The 16,655-nt window shown below is 71.7% G+C and carries 18 protein-coding genes; 15 read left to right on the forward strand and 3 right to left on the reverse strand.

Features of this window, described 5'->3' with window-relative positions; genetic code table 11:
- Positions 1–83: 83 nt before the first annotated feature.
- The 10 genes from AB0C99_RS09615 to AB0C99_RS09660 all read left to right on the forward strand — a co-directional run bounded on the left by AB0C99_RS09615 (position 84) and on the right by AB0C99_RS09660 (position 10,132).
- Positions 84–713 carry an SAF domain-containing protein gene (locus AB0C99_RS09615; protein ID WP_362471900.1) on the forward strand — a complete coding sequence of 210 codons (630 nt, stop codon included), beginning with the start codon at positions 84–86 and terminating at the stop codon, positions 711–713.
- Positions 713–1,534, forward strand: coding sequence for a hypothetical protein (locus tag AB0C99_RS09620; RefSeq protein ID WP_362471902.1), 822 nt, complete (start codon positions 713–715; stop codon positions 1,532–1,534). The genes AB0C99_RS09615 and AB0C99_RS09620 overlap by 1 nt, the downstream gene beginning before the upstream one ends.
- Positions 1,531–3,093: a CpaF/VirB11 family protein gene (locus AB0C99_RS09625; RefSeq protein ID WP_362471905.1), complete on the forward strand. Its 1,563-nt coding sequence runs from the start codon at positions 1,531–1,533 to the stop codon at positions 3,091–3,093. The genes AB0C99_RS09620 and AB0C99_RS09625 overlap by 4 nt, the downstream gene beginning before the upstream one ends.
- Entirely contained in the window at positions 3,090–4,019 is a 930-nt protein-coding gene (locus tag AB0C99_RS09630; protein ID WP_362471907.1) for a type II secretion system F family protein, read from the forward strand. The genes AB0C99_RS09625 and AB0C99_RS09630 overlap by 4 nt, the downstream gene beginning before the upstream one ends.
- Positions 4,016–4,915, forward strand: coding sequence for a type II secretion system F family protein (locus AB0C99_RS09635; protein WP_362471910.1), 900 nt, complete (start codon positions 4,016–4,018; stop codon positions 4,913–4,915). The genes AB0C99_RS09630 and AB0C99_RS09635 overlap by 4 nt, the downstream gene beginning before the upstream one ends.
- Positions 4,916–4,942: 27 nt before the next feature.
- A complete protein-coding gene (locus AB0C99_RS09640) occupies positions 4,943–5,140 on the forward strand; it encodes a hypothetical protein (protein WP_362471912.1) in 198 nt (65 codons plus the stop codon).
- Positions 5,137–5,559: a TadE family protein gene (locus AB0C99_RS09645; RefSeq protein ID WP_362471914.1), complete on the forward strand. Its 423-nt coding sequence runs from the start codon at positions 5,137–5,139 to the stop codon at positions 5,557–5,559. The genes AB0C99_RS09640 and AB0C99_RS09645 overlap by 4 nt, the downstream gene beginning before the upstream one ends.
- Positions 5,556–5,993, forward strand: coding sequence for a TadE/TadG family type IV pilus assembly protein (locus tag AB0C99_RS09650; RefSeq protein ID WP_362471916.1), 438 nt, complete (start codon positions 5,556–5,558; stop codon positions 5,991–5,993). Before AB0C99_RS09645 ends, AB0C99_RS09650 begins: the two co-directional genes overlap by 4 nt.
- 78 nt (positions 5,994–6,071) lie before the next feature.
- Positions 6,072–6,443, forward strand: a complete 372-nt coding sequence (locus AB0C99_RS09655; RefSeq protein WP_362471918.1) for a hypothetical protein — start codon at positions 6,072–6,074, stop codon at positions 6,441–6,443.
- A 5-nt stretch (positions 6,444–6,448) separates the two neighbouring features.
- Positions 6,449–10,132, forward strand: coding sequence for a LysM peptidoglycan-binding domain-containing protein (locus AB0C99_RS09660; protein WP_362471921.1), 3,684 nt, complete (start codon positions 6,449–6,451; stop codon positions 10,130–10,132).
- 75 nt (positions 10,133–10,207) lie between these two features.
- On the opposite strand, the gene AB0C99_RS09665 is transcribed toward AB0C99_RS09660, so the two are convergent.
- Positions 10,208–10,861 carry a hypothetical protein gene (locus AB0C99_RS09665; protein WP_362471924.1) on the reverse strand — a complete coding sequence of 218 codons (654 nt, stop codon included), beginning with the start codon at positions 10,859–10,861 and terminating at the stop codon, positions 10,208–10,210.
- A gap of 304 nt (positions 10,862–11,165) precedes the next feature.
- On the opposite strand from AB0C99_RS09665, the gene AB0C99_RS09670 reads away from it, so the two are divergent.
- Positions 11,166–11,819, forward strand: a complete 654-nt coding sequence (locus tag AB0C99_RS09670) for a hypothetical protein (RefSeq protein WP_362471927.1) — start codon at positions 11,166–11,168, stop codon at positions 11,817–11,819.
- Between the two features lie 296 nt (positions 11,820–12,115).
- Positions 12,116–12,691, forward strand: coding sequence for a hypothetical protein (locus AB0C99_RS09675; protein ID WP_362471930.1), 576 nt, complete (start codon positions 12,116–12,118; stop codon positions 12,689–12,691).
- Positions 12,692–13,122: 431 nt separating this feature from the next.
- Here AB0C99_RS09675 and AB0C99_RS09680 read toward each other — a convergent pair whose 3' ends face one another.
- Together AB0C99_RS09680 and AB0C99_RS09685 are read right to left on the reverse strand one after the other, a co-directional pair.
- Positions 13,123–13,818, reverse strand: a complete 696-nt coding sequence (locus tag AB0C99_RS09680) for an N-acetyltransferase (protein ID WP_362471933.1) — start codon at positions 13,816–13,818, stop codon at positions 13,123–13,125.
- A gap of 40 nt (positions 13,819–13,858) precedes the next feature.
- Positions 13,859–14,590 carry a hypothetical protein gene (locus AB0C99_RS09685; RefSeq protein ID WP_362471935.1) on the reverse strand — a complete coding sequence of 244 codons (732 nt, stop codon included), beginning with the start codon at positions 14,588–14,590 and terminating at the stop codon, positions 13,859–13,861.
- Between the two features lie 301 nt (positions 14,591–14,891).
- Here AB0C99_RS09685 and AB0C99_RS09690 point away from each other — a divergent pair, with 301 nt between their 5' ends.
- From AB0C99_RS09690 to AB0C99_RS09700, 3 genes are read left to right on the forward strand one after another with little or no spacing between them, the layout of a single operon-like run.
- Positions 14,892–15,470, forward strand: a complete 579-nt coding sequence (locus tag AB0C99_RS09690) for a hypothetical protein (protein ID WP_362471938.1) — start codon at positions 14,892–14,894, stop codon at positions 15,468–15,470.
- Complete coding sequence (locus tag AB0C99_RS09695; RefSeq protein ID WP_362471941.1) at positions 15,467–15,946, forward strand: hypothetical protein; 480 nt, start codon at positions 15,467–15,469, stop codon at positions 15,944–15,946. The genes AB0C99_RS09690 and AB0C99_RS09695 overlap by 4 nt, the downstream gene beginning before the upstream one ends.
- Before the next feature lie 31 nt (positions 15,947–15,977).
- Positions 15,978–16,604, forward strand: coding sequence for a hypothetical protein (locus tag AB0C99_RS09700; RefSeq protein ID WP_362471944.1), 627 nt, complete (start codon positions 15,978–15,980; stop codon positions 16,602–16,604).
- Positions 16,605–16,655: the final 51 nt, after the last annotated feature.

Genomic DNA, 16,655 nt, shown 5'->3' on the forward strand with positions numbered 1-16,655 from the left:
GGAACCACGAGACGATGGCGACGACCCTCTCACCGCGAAAGCCCAAGGGAGCCGACTCAACGGCTACGCCCCCTGCGGGTCCCGTGCCGATCACCCAGGACGCGCCTCGGCGCCGCCGCCGGCCCGTAGTCGTCGGCGCCGGACTGGCCCTGGCCGCTGTCGGCGCGCTCCTCGCCGTATGGCAGGTCGACGAAGCCGGCAACCGCGTGCCGGTGATCGCGCTCGCCCACGACGTCAAGGCCGGCGAGACCGTCAAGAAGACCGACCTGGTCGTGGCACAGATCGCTCCCGACGCCGCGCTCGCGCCGGTGCCGGTCAGCCGCAGCAGCGAGATCGTCGGCAAGACCGCGGCCGCCGATCTACCCAAGGGAAGCCTCATCACCGACGCGTCCGTGCATGAGGGCACACCGGTCGCCAAGGGCCGCGACACCGTGGGCATCCTGGCCAAGCCCGGACAGCTCCCGGCGCAGCGACTGCGTACCGGCGACGCGGTCACGCTCGTCTACACCCCGCAGGACAACGCCGACGCGGCGAAGTCAGGTGGTACGCAGAAGGCCCCCGACAGCATCAGCGCCGTCGTCGTCGGCCTGTCCTCTCCCGACGCGAACGGGGCGGTCGTCGTGGACGTAGCCGTCGCCGGGACGGACAGCCCGTCGCTGGCCACCTGGACTGCGCGGGGCGCGGTGACCATCGTGCTGAAGGCGGCCAGCTGATGTCGGTCATCGCGCTGGTCTCCGGCAAGTCCTCCGGTGTCACCTGCTCTGCGCTCGCCCTCGCCCTGTCCTCGCCGAAGCCCTCCCTGCTGGTGGAGGCCGACCCGGCCGGCGGCACGATCCGGGCTGGCTATCTCGGCGGAGAAGGCAACGCCTCCACCGGTCTGCACCGTCTGGCGGCAGCGGACCGGCAGGGCACGCTCGCCAGGGAGTTCAGCCAGCACTTCGTGAGCCTGGACCGCGACAACACCGGTCAGCGCCTCCTCCTGCCGGGTCTGACCGACCCCACCCAGGCCGCCTCGCTCAGCCGCACCTGGGAGCCGATCTCCCGGCTGCTCGGCGTGATGGACCAGACCGGCCACGACGTGATCATCGACGCTGGCCGCGTCCTGACCGAGTCCGAGACCCGGCTGTCCACGACCCGCTACCCGACACCGCTGCTCCACCGCGCCGACGCCGTGCTCATGGTGGTGCGCACCACGCAGGCCTCCATCGCGGCGGCGGCGCCCGCGATGCGGGTTCTGCGGGAGGAACTGGCGCATCACGGAACGGGCTCCGACGCGCTCGGCCTGCTGCTGATCGAGGAGGGCTCCTTCAACTCCAGCCAGGTCCAGCAGCATCTGCAGGCCCCCGTGGTCGGCATGCTCGCGTGGGACGCCGACAGCGCCGACGTTCTCACCCACGGGGCCTACAAGAAGCTGCCGAAGACGCTGCTGCGCTCTGCCCGGACGGCCCACCAAACGATCAACGAACTGGTGACCAGGCGCCGCGTCCAGCTGCATCCGGCCGCGCTGCCGACGGTTGCCGGGAGGGCATCATGACCGACACCAGGCCGGAGTCCCCGGCCAGCCTCGACGCCCTCTTCGCCCAGGCCCTCGGCGAGCAGCCCGCGCAGGGTGCGCCGGTCCTCCGACCGGTTCCCGCCCAGGTGTCCCCGGCCAGCCTGCCCAAGAGCGTCGTCCCTGTACACGACACCTCGGCCCCGGCCACGCTGCCGGTCGGGCACGAGGTGCTGGCCGAGCTGCGTTCCCGCGCCAGCATGAAGATCGGCGAGGCCGCGGGCGCCGATGCGTCCATGAGCGAGGAGGACCGTCGGCAGCGCGGTCAGTCGATCATCGTGCAGGTCGTCTCGGAGTGGGCGACGAAGTACGCGGCCAGCGGCCAGGACCTGACGCCCCAGCAGGAGCGCGCTGTCCGCGAGGCCGTCTTCGACGAGCTGTTTCGCGCCGGGCGTCTCCAGCCGCTGCTGGACGACCGGCACGTCGAGAACATCATCATCTACGGCGACCAGGTCCGCGTGGACTACGCCGACCGTCCGACGCGGACCTGGGACCCGATCGCGAAGAGCGACCGGGACCTGATCAGCCTCATCAACCACCTTGCCCGGATGCAGGGGCAGGGCGAGCGCGCGTTGACGCCCGCCACGCCGAACCTGAACCTCCGGCTGGCCGACGGCTCCCGCCTGGCGGCCTCGGCGTACGTTACGCCGCGGCCGAGCATCGTCATCCGCCGCCACCGCACACGCGGCCAGGGCCTGGACGACCTGGTGCGCTGGGGCACGATCGACGCCTCCCTCGCCCACTTCCTGAAGGCTGCGGTCAAGGGCCGCAAGAACATCATCGTGGTCGGATCCCAGGGTGTTGGAAAAACGTCTCTGCTGCGGGCCATGGCCCGGGAGATCCCGAGCAAGGAACGTGTGGGCACCCTGGAGTCGGAGTACGAGCTCTACCTCCACGAGGACCCTGACGGCCCCGAGGTTGTCGCCTACGAGGGACGCGAGTCCAACGGCGAGCGCGGCCCGGACGGCAAGCTCCAGGGCGAGCTGACCCTGTCCGACCTGTTCCCGCAGCTGCTGCGTATGTCGCTGCGGCGCGTGATCGTGGGCGAGGTCCGCTCCAAGGAAGTGGTGCCGATGCTCCACGCCATGAACGAGGGCGAGGGCGGGTCGATGGCCACGCTCCACGCCCGCAGCCCGCAGCTGTCGATCGAGCGTCTGGCCACCCTGTGTCTGGAGGCCGGCATCGGCATGACCGAGGCCCTGGCCTACCGGCTCATCGCCCAGGCCGTCGACCTCGTCGTGTACGTGCGCCTGGTCGACGAGACCGAACTCGTCGGTCCCGGCGGCCAGCACGGACGCAAGCACCGCTTCGTGTCCCACGTCATGGAGATCACCGGCATCGGTGAAGGCGGCCGGCCCTCGCACCAGATGGTCTTCGCCCCGCGCGAGCAGGACGGACGGCGCGAGCCGCGGGCCGTGCCGCACGGCAACATCTCCCAGGCCTGCCTGGATGACCTGGTGCGGGCCGGGCTGGACCGCAGCGTCCTGCAGCGGCCGTGGGGAAGCTGGGGCGCGCCGCTGGAGACGGTGGTGCCGCTGTGACGCTCACCCTCACCTCCCTCATCGCCGCGTTCGGCGGACTCGCCGCAGTCGGCGGTCTCGTCCTTGCCGTGGCCGGCGGCGTCGGCTGGGCCCCGTCGGCCACCGTGCGCCGCCGCAGCCGCCTGGAGCGCAAGGTCCGCGCCCTTTTCGTCAAGGACGCCCGCACGCCCACCTCTTGGTGGGCGCGCGGCCAGGCCCGGATGGCCGGCGCCGCTCTGGCGGGCCTGGGCGTGTGGCTGTTCACCGGCTGGCTGACCGGCGGGCTCGTCACGGTCGCCGTCGTCCTCGGTCTGCCCTGGCTGCTCAACACCTCCGGCAGCGGCAAGACGCAGATCGACAAGCTCGAAGCGATCGAGGAGTGGGTGCGGCGCATGTCCGACATCCACACCGTCGGCGTGAGCCTGGAAGCCACCATCCAGCGCAGCCTGGAGACCGTCCCGAAGGCGATCCGCGAGGAGGTCCAGCTTCTCGTCTCGCGGCAGCAGGCCGGCTGGGTGCCCCAGGATGCCTACCGGGCCTTCGCCGACGACCTCAACGACGCCATGGTCGACGAGGTCGTCGCCCTGCTGATCCTGCACGTCGAGGACCGCGGCAGCGGCCTGAGCAAGGCCATGCGCGAGCTCGCCGACGCTCTCCAGCACGAGGTCCTCGCGCGCCGTGAAGTCGAAGCCGACCGGCAGAAGCCACGCACCAACGACCGCTGGGTCACCATTTTCTGCCTCGGGATCTTCGGTATCACCGCGTTCTCCGGCACCTACGTCGAGCCCTACAACACCCTCACCGGGCAGTTCGTCCTCGCCTTCGTCGCCGTCGCGTTCGTCCTGGTCAAGATCTGGATGCGTCGCATGGCGATCCTCGAGCCCGCGCCCCGGTTCCTGTCGCCGGCCGACCGTTCCGGCGGCCAGATCACCGAGGAGGCGCCGTGATCTTCTCCCCGTACGCCGTCGTCGGCGGCGCCGTCGCAGGCCTGGGCCTGGTGATCGCCGCGCGCGGCATCCTGCCCGGCCGGCCCGACCTCGGCGACGTCCTGTCCCGGATGGACGCCACCCGGCTGGAGAACCTGGACCGCAACCGCGCCAGCCAGCCCAACACCCTGATGGAGAAGGCCGGCGCGCTCCTGCTGCGCACCGCCGGGGAAGGCACCCTGCGCCTGCCCCGCCAGCAGCTGGAACTCGTGGGGCGCACCCCCGCCGCCCACCTGGGCCGCAAGATCGGCCTCGCTCTGTACGGACTGCTGCTGCCCGTCCTGGCGGTGAGCCTGGCGAACCTGGCCGGATACCCGTTCCCCTTCGCGGTCCCAGCGATCGCCGGCCTCGGTCTCGCGGTCGTCTTCTGGCTCCTGCCCGACCTCCAGCTCAAGCAGCAGGCGGTGGAGGCGAAGGAGGACTTCCGGCACGCGGTCAAGGCCTACCTGCGTCTGGTCCAGCTCGAGCGCGCCGCAGACGCGGCCCCCACCCAGGCCCTGAAGAAGGCCGCCGAGGTCGGCGAAGGCTGGGTCTTCGCAAAAATCCGCGACACCATCACCCGCGCCGAACTCGAAGGCATCAGCCCCTGGGAGGGCCTCAAGCGCCTGTCCATCGAGCTCGACGTCCCCGAACTCGGCGCACCGGCCGACATCATCGCGATCGCCGGCGAGGAGGGCGCGGCCGTCGGCGACACCCTCGGCGCGCAGGCCAAGTCGCTCTCCGGCGCCCTGGTCACCTCCGCAAAAGCCCAGGCGAACATGGCCAGCGAAAAGATGGTCATGCCCGTCGCGATGCTCGTCCTGATCATGACCGTCTACATCGGCTATCCCGCGCTCTCGCGGATCATGGCCAGCTAACTCCCGCACAAGAAAAGGAAATTCACGATGGGAACTGACCCCAACTTCACGTTTCTGAAGGCCTTCTTCGGAGCCCAGGTCGACAAGCTGCGCAACGCCCGCGACGACCGCGGCGCCATCTCCATCGAGACGATGATGATCGTGGCGGGCCTCGTGGTCGTCGCCGCCATCGCCGCCGGCGTCATCCTCACCAAGGTCAACGAGAAGGCGAAAGAGATCAAGTGACACGCCTCCGCAGGGCTGTCGGCCGCTGGTCCCGCGCGCTCGCCGACCGCGACGCGCGGGACCGCGGAGCCATCTCCCTGGAGATGCTCATCGTCTTCCCCGGCGTGCTCCTGGCGATTCTGCTGATCGTGCACGTCGGGCTGTGGTGGCACGCCCGCGATGTCGCGATGTCGGCCGCCCAGCTCGGAGTCGAGTCGGCCCGCGTCCGCGGCGCGTCCGCCGGCACCGGCACCGCCGAGGCCCGCGACTTCCTCTCCCGGGCCGGCGGCAGCATCTCCGGCCTGTCGGTCAGCGGCAGCAAGGGAGCAACGGTGCGGATCCGGGTCACCGGCTACGTCGACACGATGATCCCCGGCCTCAAGCTCAAGATCGACCAGCACGCGGACGCGGCCGCCGAGCGCATCACGGAGGCCCGGTGACCATCACCCGAAGGCTCAAGGACGACCGCGGCGCGCTGTCGCTGGAGGCGGTCGTCTTGTTCCCCGTCCTCATCATGGTGCTGCTGCTGGTCGTCGCGTGCGGCCGCATCGGGTCCGCCAGCAACGCGGTCGACACCGCAGCCCGCAACGCCGCGCGCGCCGCCTCGCTGGAACGCAACGGCGGCTCGGCCAGCACCGCGGGGTCACAGGTGGCGCACAGCATCCTGGGTCAGCAGGGACTGGAATGCACCTCCACGTCCGTGGCCATCTCCACGGGCGGGTTCTCCGCCGCGATCGGCGAGCCGGCCTCCACCACGGCCACGGTGACATGCACGGTCCGGCTCTCCGACATCGGGCTGCCGGGCTTGCCCGGATCCAAGACTCTGACCAGCAGCTTTACCTCGTCGATCGACTCCTACCGCCAGCGCGGCTGACAGGAACACCGCATGACTCCCGCCCGCTCCCCTCTCGACGCCCGGATCCGTCGCGCCCTACACGACGACCGCGGCGCGATGAGCTTGTTCGTGCTCGTCACCGTCGTGGCGCTCTTCCTCGTGGCCGCCCTGGTCTACGACGGCGCCGGCAGGCTCCGGGCCCTCACCCACGCCGAGGGCATCGCCCACGAGGCGGCGCGGGCCGGCGGGCAGGCCGTCGACGCGGGCAAGGCGATCTCCGGCGGCGGCATCACCGTCGACCGCAACGCGGCCGTCGCCGCCGCGCGCACCTACCTCAGCCGCGCGGGAGTCAGCGGCACGGTGAGCGTGAGCGAGGACGGCGCGTCCCTGGAGGTCGACGTGACCGGATCGTACCGGGCCGTGTTCCTCGCAGGGGCCAGCGGCACGGTCACCGGCCACGGCAGCGCCAATCTCGTCTACCGGGGATGACGATCATGAACAACCGCAGCACCGCAGCCCGCCTCGTCCGCGCGCTCTTCGCCCTGGTGGCCCTGATCGCCCTCCTGGTCGGCGTGCCCGCCGTCCTGCTCGGCATCGGAGTCCTGCCCGACCACCTCCCGGGCATCGACGAGATCGCCACGGCGCTCACCAGCCCCGACTCCGGCCAGCTGTTCCTGGGCGCCGTCACCCTCATCGGCTGGTACGGCTACCTCAGCTTCGTGATCTCGGTCGTCCTGGAGACGGGCGCCGCGCTGCGCCACGTCCGGGCGCCCCGGATCCGCATGCTGGGCGGGTCCCAGCAGCTCGCCGGCGCGCTCGTCGGCGGCATCCTCGTCCTGCTGCCGGCGGGCACCGCGATGGCCACGCCCGCCAGCGCCGCCCCCGCCCCCGCCCCCGCCACCGTGGCCACGGCCACGGCCACGGCCAGCGTGACCGCCGACACTCCCACCGCGGCGGCCACCGCGACCAAGTCCTCTGCTTCTTCGGCATGGGACGGGCCCGTCCACCGGGTGCAGGACGGCGACACCCTCTGGGACATCGCCGAGAAGCGCCTGGGCGCTGGCATCGAGTGGCACCGGATCATCGACGTCAACGCGGGCGTCCCCCAGGCGGACGGCTCCCTCATCACCGCCGACACCACCGTCCTGCAACCGGGCTGGACCCTGCGGCTTCCCGCGGATGCCTCGCCCGGCCCGTCCGCCGATCAGGGCGGAGCCCAGGCGCAGACTGCCGGATCCAAGGCCGCGGCCGAAACCCACACCGTGCGCGCGGGCGAGACCCTCACTGGCATCGCCGAGGACGAGCTCGGCGACGCCGACGCCTACCCCCGGATCGTCGAGGCGAACAAGGGGGTCAAGCAGGACGACGGGCGCGTCCTCGGCGACCCCGACGAGATCTATCCCGGCTGGAAGCTGCAGATCCCCGCCACGACCGGCGCCGACGACAGCGACCGGAGCGACTCGAAGCCGGAAGAGGCTCAGCCGCCGCGCGAGCAGCCCACCGACCAGGGCAAGGGTGAGGAACGGCCCGGCGCCGAGCAGACGCAGCCGCCCGTCCAGGACAAGCCGAGCCCGGGTGTCGACCAGGGAGGGAAGGGTGAGTCTGCCCAGCCCCCCAGTGGCCTGGGCGCGGATAAGGACCGGCCGGGCGGTGGGCTGCCGACCGCCCATCCGGACGCCCCGGCCGAGCAGTCCCAGACCCCCGTCGCGGCGTCGGCCGACGATGCCGACGACTCCTCCGTCGCGTCGGTGGCCTTGGCCGCCACCAGCCTGTTCGCCGCCGCCGTCCTGGCCGTCCTCGGCGGCCGGCGCGCGCTCCAGCAACGCCGCCGCCGCCCGCGCCGGCGCATCCCGATGCCGCAGCAGGCCACCGCCACGGCCGACCTGGAGAAGCAGCTGCGAGTCGCCTCCGACCCCGAGGGCCTCGACCTGGTCGACGTCGCCCTGCGCACCCTGGCGGCCAACTGCGCCAAGGCCGGCCAACCGCTCCCGCCGCTGGAGGCCGTCCGCGTCACCGCCAAGGGCCTGGAGCTGTACCTGTCGGCGCCGACCCCGCAGATCGCGCCGTTCGCCGAGACGGAGGAAGGCCCGGACCGCTGGTGGTGCCCGGCCCGGGGCGCCCAGCTCCTGGACGAGGACCAGGCCCGCGACACCATGCCCCCCTACCCGGCGCTCGTCAGCCTCGGGGAGACCGCCGACGGTGAACCGGTGCTCGTCAACCTCGAGTCCGTCGGCGCGCTGCGCCTGACCGGCACCGGCGCCGACATCCGCGCCGTCATGCTGGGCATGGCCGTCGAGCTCGCCTCCTCCGGCCTGTCCGACGACACCACGCTGCTGTTGGCCGGTCTCGGCGAGGAACTCGCCGGCGTCTTCCCCATCCGCGTCGAGCACCAGGAGGCTCTGGCGCACGCCCTGCCGGAGCTGCGCGCGCACGACGCCCTGCAGCGCCGCGCTTTGGAAGCAGGCGACCTCGACGATCTCGCCCAGGCCCGCCTGTCCGAGGACGGCGGCGACACCTGGATCCCCAAGGTGCTCATCGCCCCCACCGCGCCCAGCGGCGACGAGGCGGAGGCACTGGCCGATCTGCTGTCCTCGCGGCCCCGTACCGCGACCGCGATCGTCACCGAGGCCGGGGACGAGCTCGAGATCCCGGGCGCCTGGACACTGCCGGCCGCGGCCGGCAGCCCGGTGCAGCTGCCCGGCCTGGACCTGACGATCACCCTGCAGAGGCTGGAGGAGGAGGCGTACCTGCCGCTGGTGCAGTTGCTCGTCACGGCCGCCCGTACCGACGACGTCCCGGCCCCGGCCTGGACCCACGCGCCCGACGGCACCTCCGTGCCGAACGGGCCGAGTCCCGTCCCGCAGCGGGGCGACTCCGCCCTCGCGCAGGACACCGCGGAAGACGGCGACGGCGATGGGGACACCGAGCCGGAGGAAGCCGACGGGCAGCAGCTCGCCGTGGCGCCGGCCGCTCCGATCGTGCAGGTGGGAGTCAGCGCTCTCCGGTCCTCCTCGGTCACTGCCGTACCCGACCTCGGCCTCAGCGCCCTGGCTCCCTCGGTCACCGGCGCGGCCGGCAGCGACCTCGTGGAGGAAGCCGAAGACGAAATCGCACCGGAGGCGGCGTTGCCCAAGGAGCTCTTCGACGAGACCCTCCAGGAGGTCCTGGACGAACGCGGCGACGAGGCCGAAGAGGACGAGGCGCCGCAGGGAGGCGAGGAGCCCGAGGACCTGGACGAGCTCGCCGCCAGGCAGTCGCCGGAAAACTCAGCTCTGTCCCCGGCGGCCCTGGCCCAGCCTGAGGAGGACCTCCCGGTCGAGCCGGAGGCCGCGCGTCCCGTACGTCCGGCCGCCCGGGTCACCGCCGTCACCTCGGGTGTGCTGGCGGCCCTGAACACGCCGCCGGACCCTCCGGCCGCCCCGCAGATCCGGGTCCTTGGGCCCGTCGACGTGATCGGCACCCTCGGCAAGGTCGAGTCGTACCGCCGCAACGGTCTCACCGAGATCGCTGCCTGGCTGGCCCTGCACCCGGGCAAGTCCCGCCATGAGCTCGACGAAGCGGTCTGGCCCGGTCAGCGGGTGCGCGCCGACACCCGCAACACGGCGATCTCCAAGTTGAGGGCGTGGCTCGGCCGCGACCCCCTCCTGGCGGCCGACGACCCCTCCGGCGCCTACCTGCCGACGATCAGCGGCGGCATCTACGCCTTCAACGATCAGGTCACCAGCGACTGGCAGCAGTTCCAGGCGTACTACCGGGAAGGGATGCACTACTCCGGCACGGAGGCCGACACCGCGCTGGCCAACGCGCTGGCGCTCGTCCGCGGCCGGCCGTTCAGCGACATCAACCAGTCCAAGTACGCATGGGCCGAGTACGACATCCAGGAGATGATCTCGGCCGTCGTCGACGTCGCGCACGAGCTCGCCACCCGACGCATGGCGGTACGCGACTACCGTGCCGCGCTCGCGGCGGCCTCCCGGGGACTGGTGTGCGACACGATGAGCGAGCTCCTCTATCGGGACCTGTTCACCGTCTACAGCGAGACCGGTGACCGCCAGGGGATGGAGCGGACGGCTCATCAGCTGACGCGCATCGAGATCGAAAGCGGGTCCGATTCCGCGCCCGAGACGGTGGCCCTGATCAATGCGCTGTTGGACGCGAACCGCATCGCGTCAGCCTGACCGGGCACGCGAAAGGGGCCTGTCCGCACCGGACTTCCGGTACGGACAGGCCCCCGACGTTTCGACCCGCTTCGTTCAGGCGTCGGCCGCAAGGCCGAGCGCGGCCACCCGGGCCTGTTCGAGGAGGGGCGGGAAGTCCTCTTGGCAGGTCCCGAGCGTGAGAGGCCGCTCGGACGGAGTGACCAGGTCCCAGCCGTGAGGCTGGAGACGAACCACGAGACAGGGCTTCGGAAACTGGTCGCCGAAGCGCATCGGCCCGGTCCGGGGCGCGATGACGAGCACGTGCAGACCGGCCAACGGCACGTCCTGCGATCGCACGGCGCGCACCGCCGCACCGAGGCGGTCAAGCTCCCGGGCCACCGCCGCTGTCTCTTCCGGGGTGGGCGAGCGCTCTACCCGCCACTCGATGTTGGCGGGATCCTTGCCGGGCCTGAAGTCCGGCCAGCTCAGAGAGGGATGCACGCTCTGCATCCACACGCCCATCGCGGTCCGTGCGTGACGCGCGTCCCGTCCACGACCTCGCTCCGTCCACCAGCGGAGGATGCCTTCCGCTCCCCCGCGGACCAAAGTCGCGGCACTCTGGGCCGCCACGATCCGCTCTTCCAGGTCCGTAACCTCGCGCTCCAGGGTCGTCACCCGGCCGCGCGCGCTCTCGAGCTCGGCGCGCACGGTGGCGAGTTGCTCACCGAGGTGCACCGGGTCGTCGGTCGGGCCCGTGGAACCAGCCATCTGCTACTGCCTCTTCTCTTCCGATCGGGCGTCAGCTCCCCTTGGCGCAGAGCACCGATCCCAGGTCGCTGTTCGTCCGGATTCCGGGCCCGGCGCCGACTGTTGACCAGGAAGGCCTTACCGGCCCGCCTCTGCTCGGCGGGTGGGGCCCTTGGCGGGGTGACAGCCGAACATTAACACTACCCATAGACTTAAGTAATATCTCGGTCCGTGCTCCATCTCCGCGAAAAGCCGGGCCGAAGGGAGGCGCCGTCGACTCCGCCCGGCCGCGGATGCGCGTCGGCGCTCTGGGAGGATCAGCGGCGTGGAAGAGATGCGAGCCCGTCCCGGGTGGAAGCAGGTCCCGATGCCGCCGGCCGTGGCCGGCCTGCCCCGTGACGGCCGGGGATATCCGGTGGGCTGGACGACACTCTGGGAGCCCCGCGACGCTCCAGGCCGGTCGTCGGTGATCCGCAGCCCCGAGGAGGGCGCGGTGCTGTGGTGCTACTGCGCGACCGGCACCGGGACTCCGCTGCTGGGACAGGTGTGTCCCCGGCGTCAGCGCACGGCGATGGCCCGGCGGCGCTGCCAGCTGTGCGGTACGTCGATCGACCGGGACGCGAAGGTGGTCTTCATCGCCGGCGAGTCGGAGGGGACGGCCGCCCAGCTCGTACGAGAGCCACCGCTGCACGCGGCGTGCGCCGCCTACGCCGCTCGCGTCTGCCCCTACCTGGTGGTCGGGAACCGTGCGGGGGCGCTGCGCGTCGCCGAGGCAGCGTCCTACCAGCTGTTCGAGGAGCGGGTCCGGCCCGACAGTCTGGATCCGCAGGCGGACATGCTCAGGGAGGTGTTCCCCCTCGGAAGCCGCGAGGCGCTGCGGTTCGGCGCGCTGGAGAACCTGTTGGCGGCTCCCGCGGGCACCTGGGTTCCCTTCGCAACGTGGTTCGCCAGCCTTCCCCTTTCATCTTCTCAGAGCTGACCCTGCGCCTTCCCGGCCGCGCGGTCACAGATCGAACGGGCCTCGTCCCAGACGTGCCCGAGTCACCACACGGCCCCGGCCGGGTTCGACCTGGCAGCCGCAGCCCAACGAACCCGAAGGCGCAGTTCACCGCCCTGGGAGTCTGAACTGCGGGCTGTGGTGGAGGACGCTGCGGCCGGCGCGTGTCCTTCGACATACTGATCTCGCCCGCCAGCTGACGGGATTCTCCCCGCGTGCGCGGGGATGCGGAGCCGCCGCCGTGACGGTTCCGAGCACATCCCTGCCCTGGAGGAGCCATGCCCCGACGTACCGAACCGACCGCGCTGGACGTCCACGCCGCGTGGAACATCACCCTCGACCTCGACCGCCAGGGCGATATCGTCCCCGACAACAGCAGTCGGGGCCTGGAGGCCGAGGTCTTCGTACGGACCCGCGTCATGCCGCACGGCTTCGAAGGAGTGGAGCGCGGCGCGGCCCGGCTGCTCGAAGTGGTCGGGGGCGTCGTTTTCGGCATCGAGCCGCCCCTGCTGGCCGTGAAGCCGCTGGAGTTCTACACCGACCCGATCGTGGGCTCCTCCGTCACCGCCGCGAGCCGCACGTTCGTGCCGGACCGGCGGGAGGCGTGCGCCGCGCTGGTGCGCGACCTGGTCGCCGCCTCGGTGCCGGGGCAGGCCGGCCCGTCGCCACTGGAGGTCTGGGACGGCTGGGCGGCCACCTACTCGCGAACGGCCCGTGACCCCCGCATCCGGTACGTACTGCTGCGCGCCGTCCTGGTGCTCGCCGCGCTCGGCGACACCGCGACCGGCGCGAAGGGCTTCACGCAGACGGCCGTGGACAACAAACTCGCCGCGCAGTTCCCGCTCCAGGCGTAGGGGAGTCGCCAGGGTGGGCCACGGGCCGCCGTGGCCGCTGGCTGGGAAGTCGTCTTCGGGCGCGAACACTGTCGATACCCCTAGATAGCCGTCGCAGGCGACTCGGTATCGCCGCTCGGATAGCGGGGGAAGAGGCGGGGATCCGGTCCAGGCGCGAAGGAGCCCGGAGTCGTAGGCCCCGGGGGTGCCGCGGTGGCGGAGCGGAAGCGGGGCATGGGGCTGTCCTCGGCGGGCGGTTTACAGAAGGAGGGTGAGCACGGTACTTCCCGTACGCGGTAGCGGTGCCAGGCGACGTGGTGGTCGCACAGGATGCGTTTCGTCTCGCCGTGGATGCAGCGTTCGGCGATGTGCAGGTGAGGCGGCAACGGGGGCTCCTGCCGGCGGGCCGGGCCGGCAGGTGGGTAAGCCGGGCCCGGCGGACGGTCGTCTCGTCAGTACTGGAGGCGTGTGCCGTCGAACACGGCGTCGGCCGGGAGGGACGCGCCGGGCAGCAGGCCGGTGATGACCCGGTGGGGAGCGCCGGGGACGTCGGCGAGCCGGACCGCCGGGTGCAGCGGCTTGGCCGACATGCGGGTGTCGTCGGTGGTCATGCCGATGAGGCGCTGCTGCGGGAGGTGGACCAGGAGGGCGTCGCCGATGGTGTAGCCGTGGCGGCGGTAGAAGCCGTCCAGGGCGGGCTCATGGTCGACCGTCACCAGGCCGTACCCGGCTCGCGCGAACCGCTGCTCGGCGGCGCCGATCAGGGCGGCGGCCACGCCCCGGCGGCGGTGGTCGGGGTGGACTGCGACGCCGTTGATGATGCCCAGGCTGCGGACCATGTGGTCCAACAGGGGAAGGCTGTCGATGCCGGGGTGGGTGAACAGCCAGCGCGGCGGCCCGCCGAACAACGCACCGATGAAGGTGCCGGTCTCCTTGTCCTCGGCGACCAGGGCCAGATTCCGGTCGTGGGAGAGGGGCGGCACGGGCGGTGAGGCCAGGACGACCCGCGCGAGGCCGAAGGGGTCGGGGTCGAGAGGGTCGGCGAGGGCGATCACCTGCATGAAGGCGTCGGTGTCGGCGGGGCGGGCGTCGCGCACAGTGAACGCGGCGCCGTCGGCGGAGAGGCGGTTGGGGGAAGACGCTGCCATGGCAAGGGCTCCTGAGGAGGGGAAGGGGCTGGTGGGCGGGTCAGCGGGAGGTCCGGCGGCTCAGGGCGCGCACCACGCTGGTGAGCGTGTAGTCGGAGACGGTGCGCATCGGGTCGCGGGTGGTGCCGCGCTCGGGGTCGTAGGCATACACCCGGGCCTTCGCGTCGAAGGAGCGCATCAAGGTGACGGCTGCCTCCAGGAGTTGAACCTCGTCGGGGAGGCTGCCGAAGTCCGGTTCGGTGTGCAGAGCGGCGAAGCGGCGCCGATCCGCGAACGGGGACTCGCCCCGGTGCATCCGGCCCGGGACGAAGCCCCACTGCTCGTGGAAGTTGTCCCAGTAGGCGTGAACGGCGGCGGAGGGGTGGCCCTCGTAGGGGTCGCGGGTGATCGTCGCGCCGGGCTCGTCGAGCAGCCAGGTGATGCGGTGCGGCTTGTCCCACATGGCGCCGCTGTCGATGAAGAGGCTGTCGCTGGGGGCCGTGGCCGTCCAGACCTCCGGCTCGGTCCACTCCCCTCCGTCCGCACCGGGAAGCTCCTTGGGCCCCACCCCGGAGACGACCGCCGTACTCGTTCCGTCTCCGTTGTCGCGCAGCCAGGCGTATTCGCCGGCGGTGGCGGTGAAATCGGGCCCGGGACTCCACTGCGGGGCATCGGGGAACGCCGATTCGGGGAATGAGAGCACGACCGTGACGCGGCCGCGACGGTCGAATCGGCGGGGGTTCCAGGTCTGGTTGATGGCGGCCTCTATGTGGCGGCGCAGGCTTCGCTTCATGTGCGGGAACTCCTCGGCTGGAACAGGGCGCGGCGCGGGACGAGCGGACGCGCGCCGGTGAGGGCGGGCCGGGCCGAGAAGGGTCATCGGCGTCCGGTCGCCTGCCGCCTCGTTCGGCGGATCTACACAGTAACTCAGATTCATAGACTTAAGCAACATGCCCAAGGTGCTTGACCTTCATTGATCTCACTCATAGAATTAGGCAATGAACGGGGTGTCTTCGCCCCCGCCTCACACCAACGCCGCCGAACCTTCGCGCAGGCCTGGCCGCACTGGCACACACCCCTGAGGACCCCTCTTCATGCTCTCCGCGCACCCCTGGGATCACGACCAGGCCGTCACCGCGCTCGCAGCGCCGCGCGGCACGGGCGACCGGCACCGCTGGCAGATCGCCGACACCGGCCGCACCTTCGCCGTGCACGGCTCCCACGCCTTCCCCGGCCACCCCATGTACGACATCTACGAGACGACCGACGGCGCCCCGCCGGTCCCGGCCGCCCGCCTCGCACAGCTCCACTCGCTTATGCGGGCCCGGCTGCTGATCGCCAAGCTCGCGCGCCCCGCCTTCACCACGAACTGGACGGCGTGGGAGACGGCCCTCGTCGTCGGCGAAGGCATCGACCTTGCCACCGCCCCCGTACGCGAACGCGGCACCTGGACCTTCACCTTCGACTACGCCCTGGACACCGAACAGGAGGGCTACCGGTACGACGCACAAGGCCCCCTCCTCGAAGCGGCGTTCCAGGCCGCCGCCGACTTCTTCCACGACAACGAGGTAACCGACCCGCAAGCCAACGAGGACGGCATCCTCGGCATCGTCCTGGCCTCCTACGCCCGCCGGTACCCCCTGCCCGGCCGGACGGCCGGAGCCCGGCCGTGACGGCCCGTCGGCGGCGGATGGACCGCACCGCCATGACCGGCTCCCTGGTGAACTGGCCGACCCACCTCGACAGCTACGGAGGCTGCGGCACCAGCGTCTACGCCGTGTGGCCCGAGGCGTTCGACGAGCCGATGCTGGTCTGCTTCCCCGGCCTGCTGCTGCACGCCCATCTGCAGGAAGAGCCCATCGGCGACCACGGCCCGTGGGCCGCGGTCTTCCCCGACCTCGACGACGGCGACCCCGAGGCCGCCGAGCGCTCTACCGGCCTCCTGGCCGCCCTCCTGCTGGGCACCACGGGCGCGAGCTGGGCGCTGCGCGACCCGGACGCCGCCCCGGCCACGCCGATCGCCGAGTGCTTCGCGGGCTTCTGGACCGCCGGCGAGCAGGACCTCACCGCCGCAGGCCGCGCGGTCGTCAACGCCCTCACCCAGTCCTACGGCCGCCCCCCGGTCTTCCTGACCGTCCAGGACACCTGACCATCCCCAACTCCCGACCGGAGAGACGAACATGCCCCAGCAGCCCACCCGCCCGACCCACCCCGGCGCGGCTCCCATCGTCGAACTGAGCGGCATCAGCGCCTCGTTCACCCCTCTCGAACTCGAGGGCCTCGTGCGCACCGCAGCCGAAGCCGTCTTCGGCGATCCAGACGATCTCAGCACCCGGCAGCACGAGCTGGCCGCCCGCGCCCGCGCGCTGATGGCCGAGGAGGACGCCGACGCCGACGAGGAGTCACCAGCCGCCGGCTACAGCCGGATGCTCGCCCTCCAGGAGTGGCTGCGCGTCGAGGCCGAGACCACCGCCGAGGAGTTCACCGCGCTCCTTCGCGTCCTGCTCCCCCACGCCGCGTACGTGGTGCTGCAGGTCCGCGGCGACGACACCTTCCGGACGGACCGCGCGGTCACCGCCGACGGCACGACCGTCTACGACTTCGACGAACCGCTCCCCGCCCTGCCCGAGGACCTGGCCCGCGCCTGGGGCAAGGACCCGCGCTTCGAGCCCGACCTCGACCACATCGTGGGCGAGCTCCAGGCCGCCGGAGTCACCTTCGGGTCGCTTCCCGAGACAGCCCGCGACCTGGACGTCGACGACCGGTACGAGTACCTGCCCTCCATCGACCTGGGAACCGTCGCATGACGACGTCCCCCATCCCTTCGTAGCCCCGTTCCACCAGCTTGTGAAAGGACC

Source organism: Streptomyces sp. NPDC048659 (assembly GCF_040650575.1).
GTDB lineage: Bacteria > Actinomycetota > Actinomycetes > Streptomycetales > Streptomycetaceae > Streptomyces.

What these genes read in the sequence shown, in the direction of transcription:
- AB0C99_RS09665 (WP_362471924.1), bottom strand. Translation starts at nt 10,861, where the DNA reads ATGGCTGGTTCCACGGGCCCGACCGACGACCCGGTGCACCTCGGTGAG.
- AB0C99_RS09690 (WP_362471938.1), top strand. Translation starts at nt 14,892, where the DNA reads ATGCTCTCCGCGCACCCCTGGGATCACGACCAGGCCGTCACCGCGCTC.
- AB0C99_RS09685 (WP_362471935.1), bottom strand. Translation starts at nt 14,590, where the DNA reads ATGAAGCGAAGCCTGCGCCGCCACATAGAGGCCGCCATCAACCAGACC.
- AB0C99_RS09700 (WP_362471944.1), top strand. Translation starts at nt 15,978, where the DNA reads ATGCCCCAGCAGCCCACCCGCCCGACCCACCCCGGCGCGGCTCCCATC.
- AB0C99_RS09675 (WP_362471930.1), top strand. Translation starts at nt 12,116, where the DNA reads ATGCCCCGACGTACCGAACCGACCGCGCTGGACGTCCACGCCGCGTGG.
- AB0C99_RS09620 (WP_362471902.1), top strand. Translation starts at nt 713, where the DNA reads ATGTCGGTCATCGCGCTGGTCTCCGGCAAGTCCTCCGGTGTCACCTGC.
- AB0C99_RS09680 (WP_362471933.1), bottom strand. Translation starts at nt 13,818, where the DNA reads ATGGCAGCGTCTTCCCCCAACCGCCTCTCCGCCGACGGCGCCGCGTTC.
- AB0C99_RS09640 (WP_362471912.1), top strand. Translation starts at nt 4,943, where the DNA reads ATGGGAACTGACCCCAACTTCACGTTTCTGAAGGCCTTCTTCGGAGCC.
- AB0C99_RS09660 (WP_362471921.1), top strand. Translation starts at nt 6,449, where the DNA reads ATGAACAACCGCAGCACCGCAGCCCGCCTCGTCCGCGCGCTCTTCGCC.
- AB0C99_RS09625 (WP_362471905.1), top strand. Translation starts at nt 1,531, where the DNA reads ATGACCGACACCAGGCCGGAGTCCCCGGCCAGCCTCGACGCCCTCTTC.
- AB0C99_RS09655 (WP_362471918.1), top strand. Translation starts at nt 6,072, where the DNA reads ATGAGCTTGTTCGTGCTCGTCACCGTCGTGGCGCTCTTCCTCGTGGCC.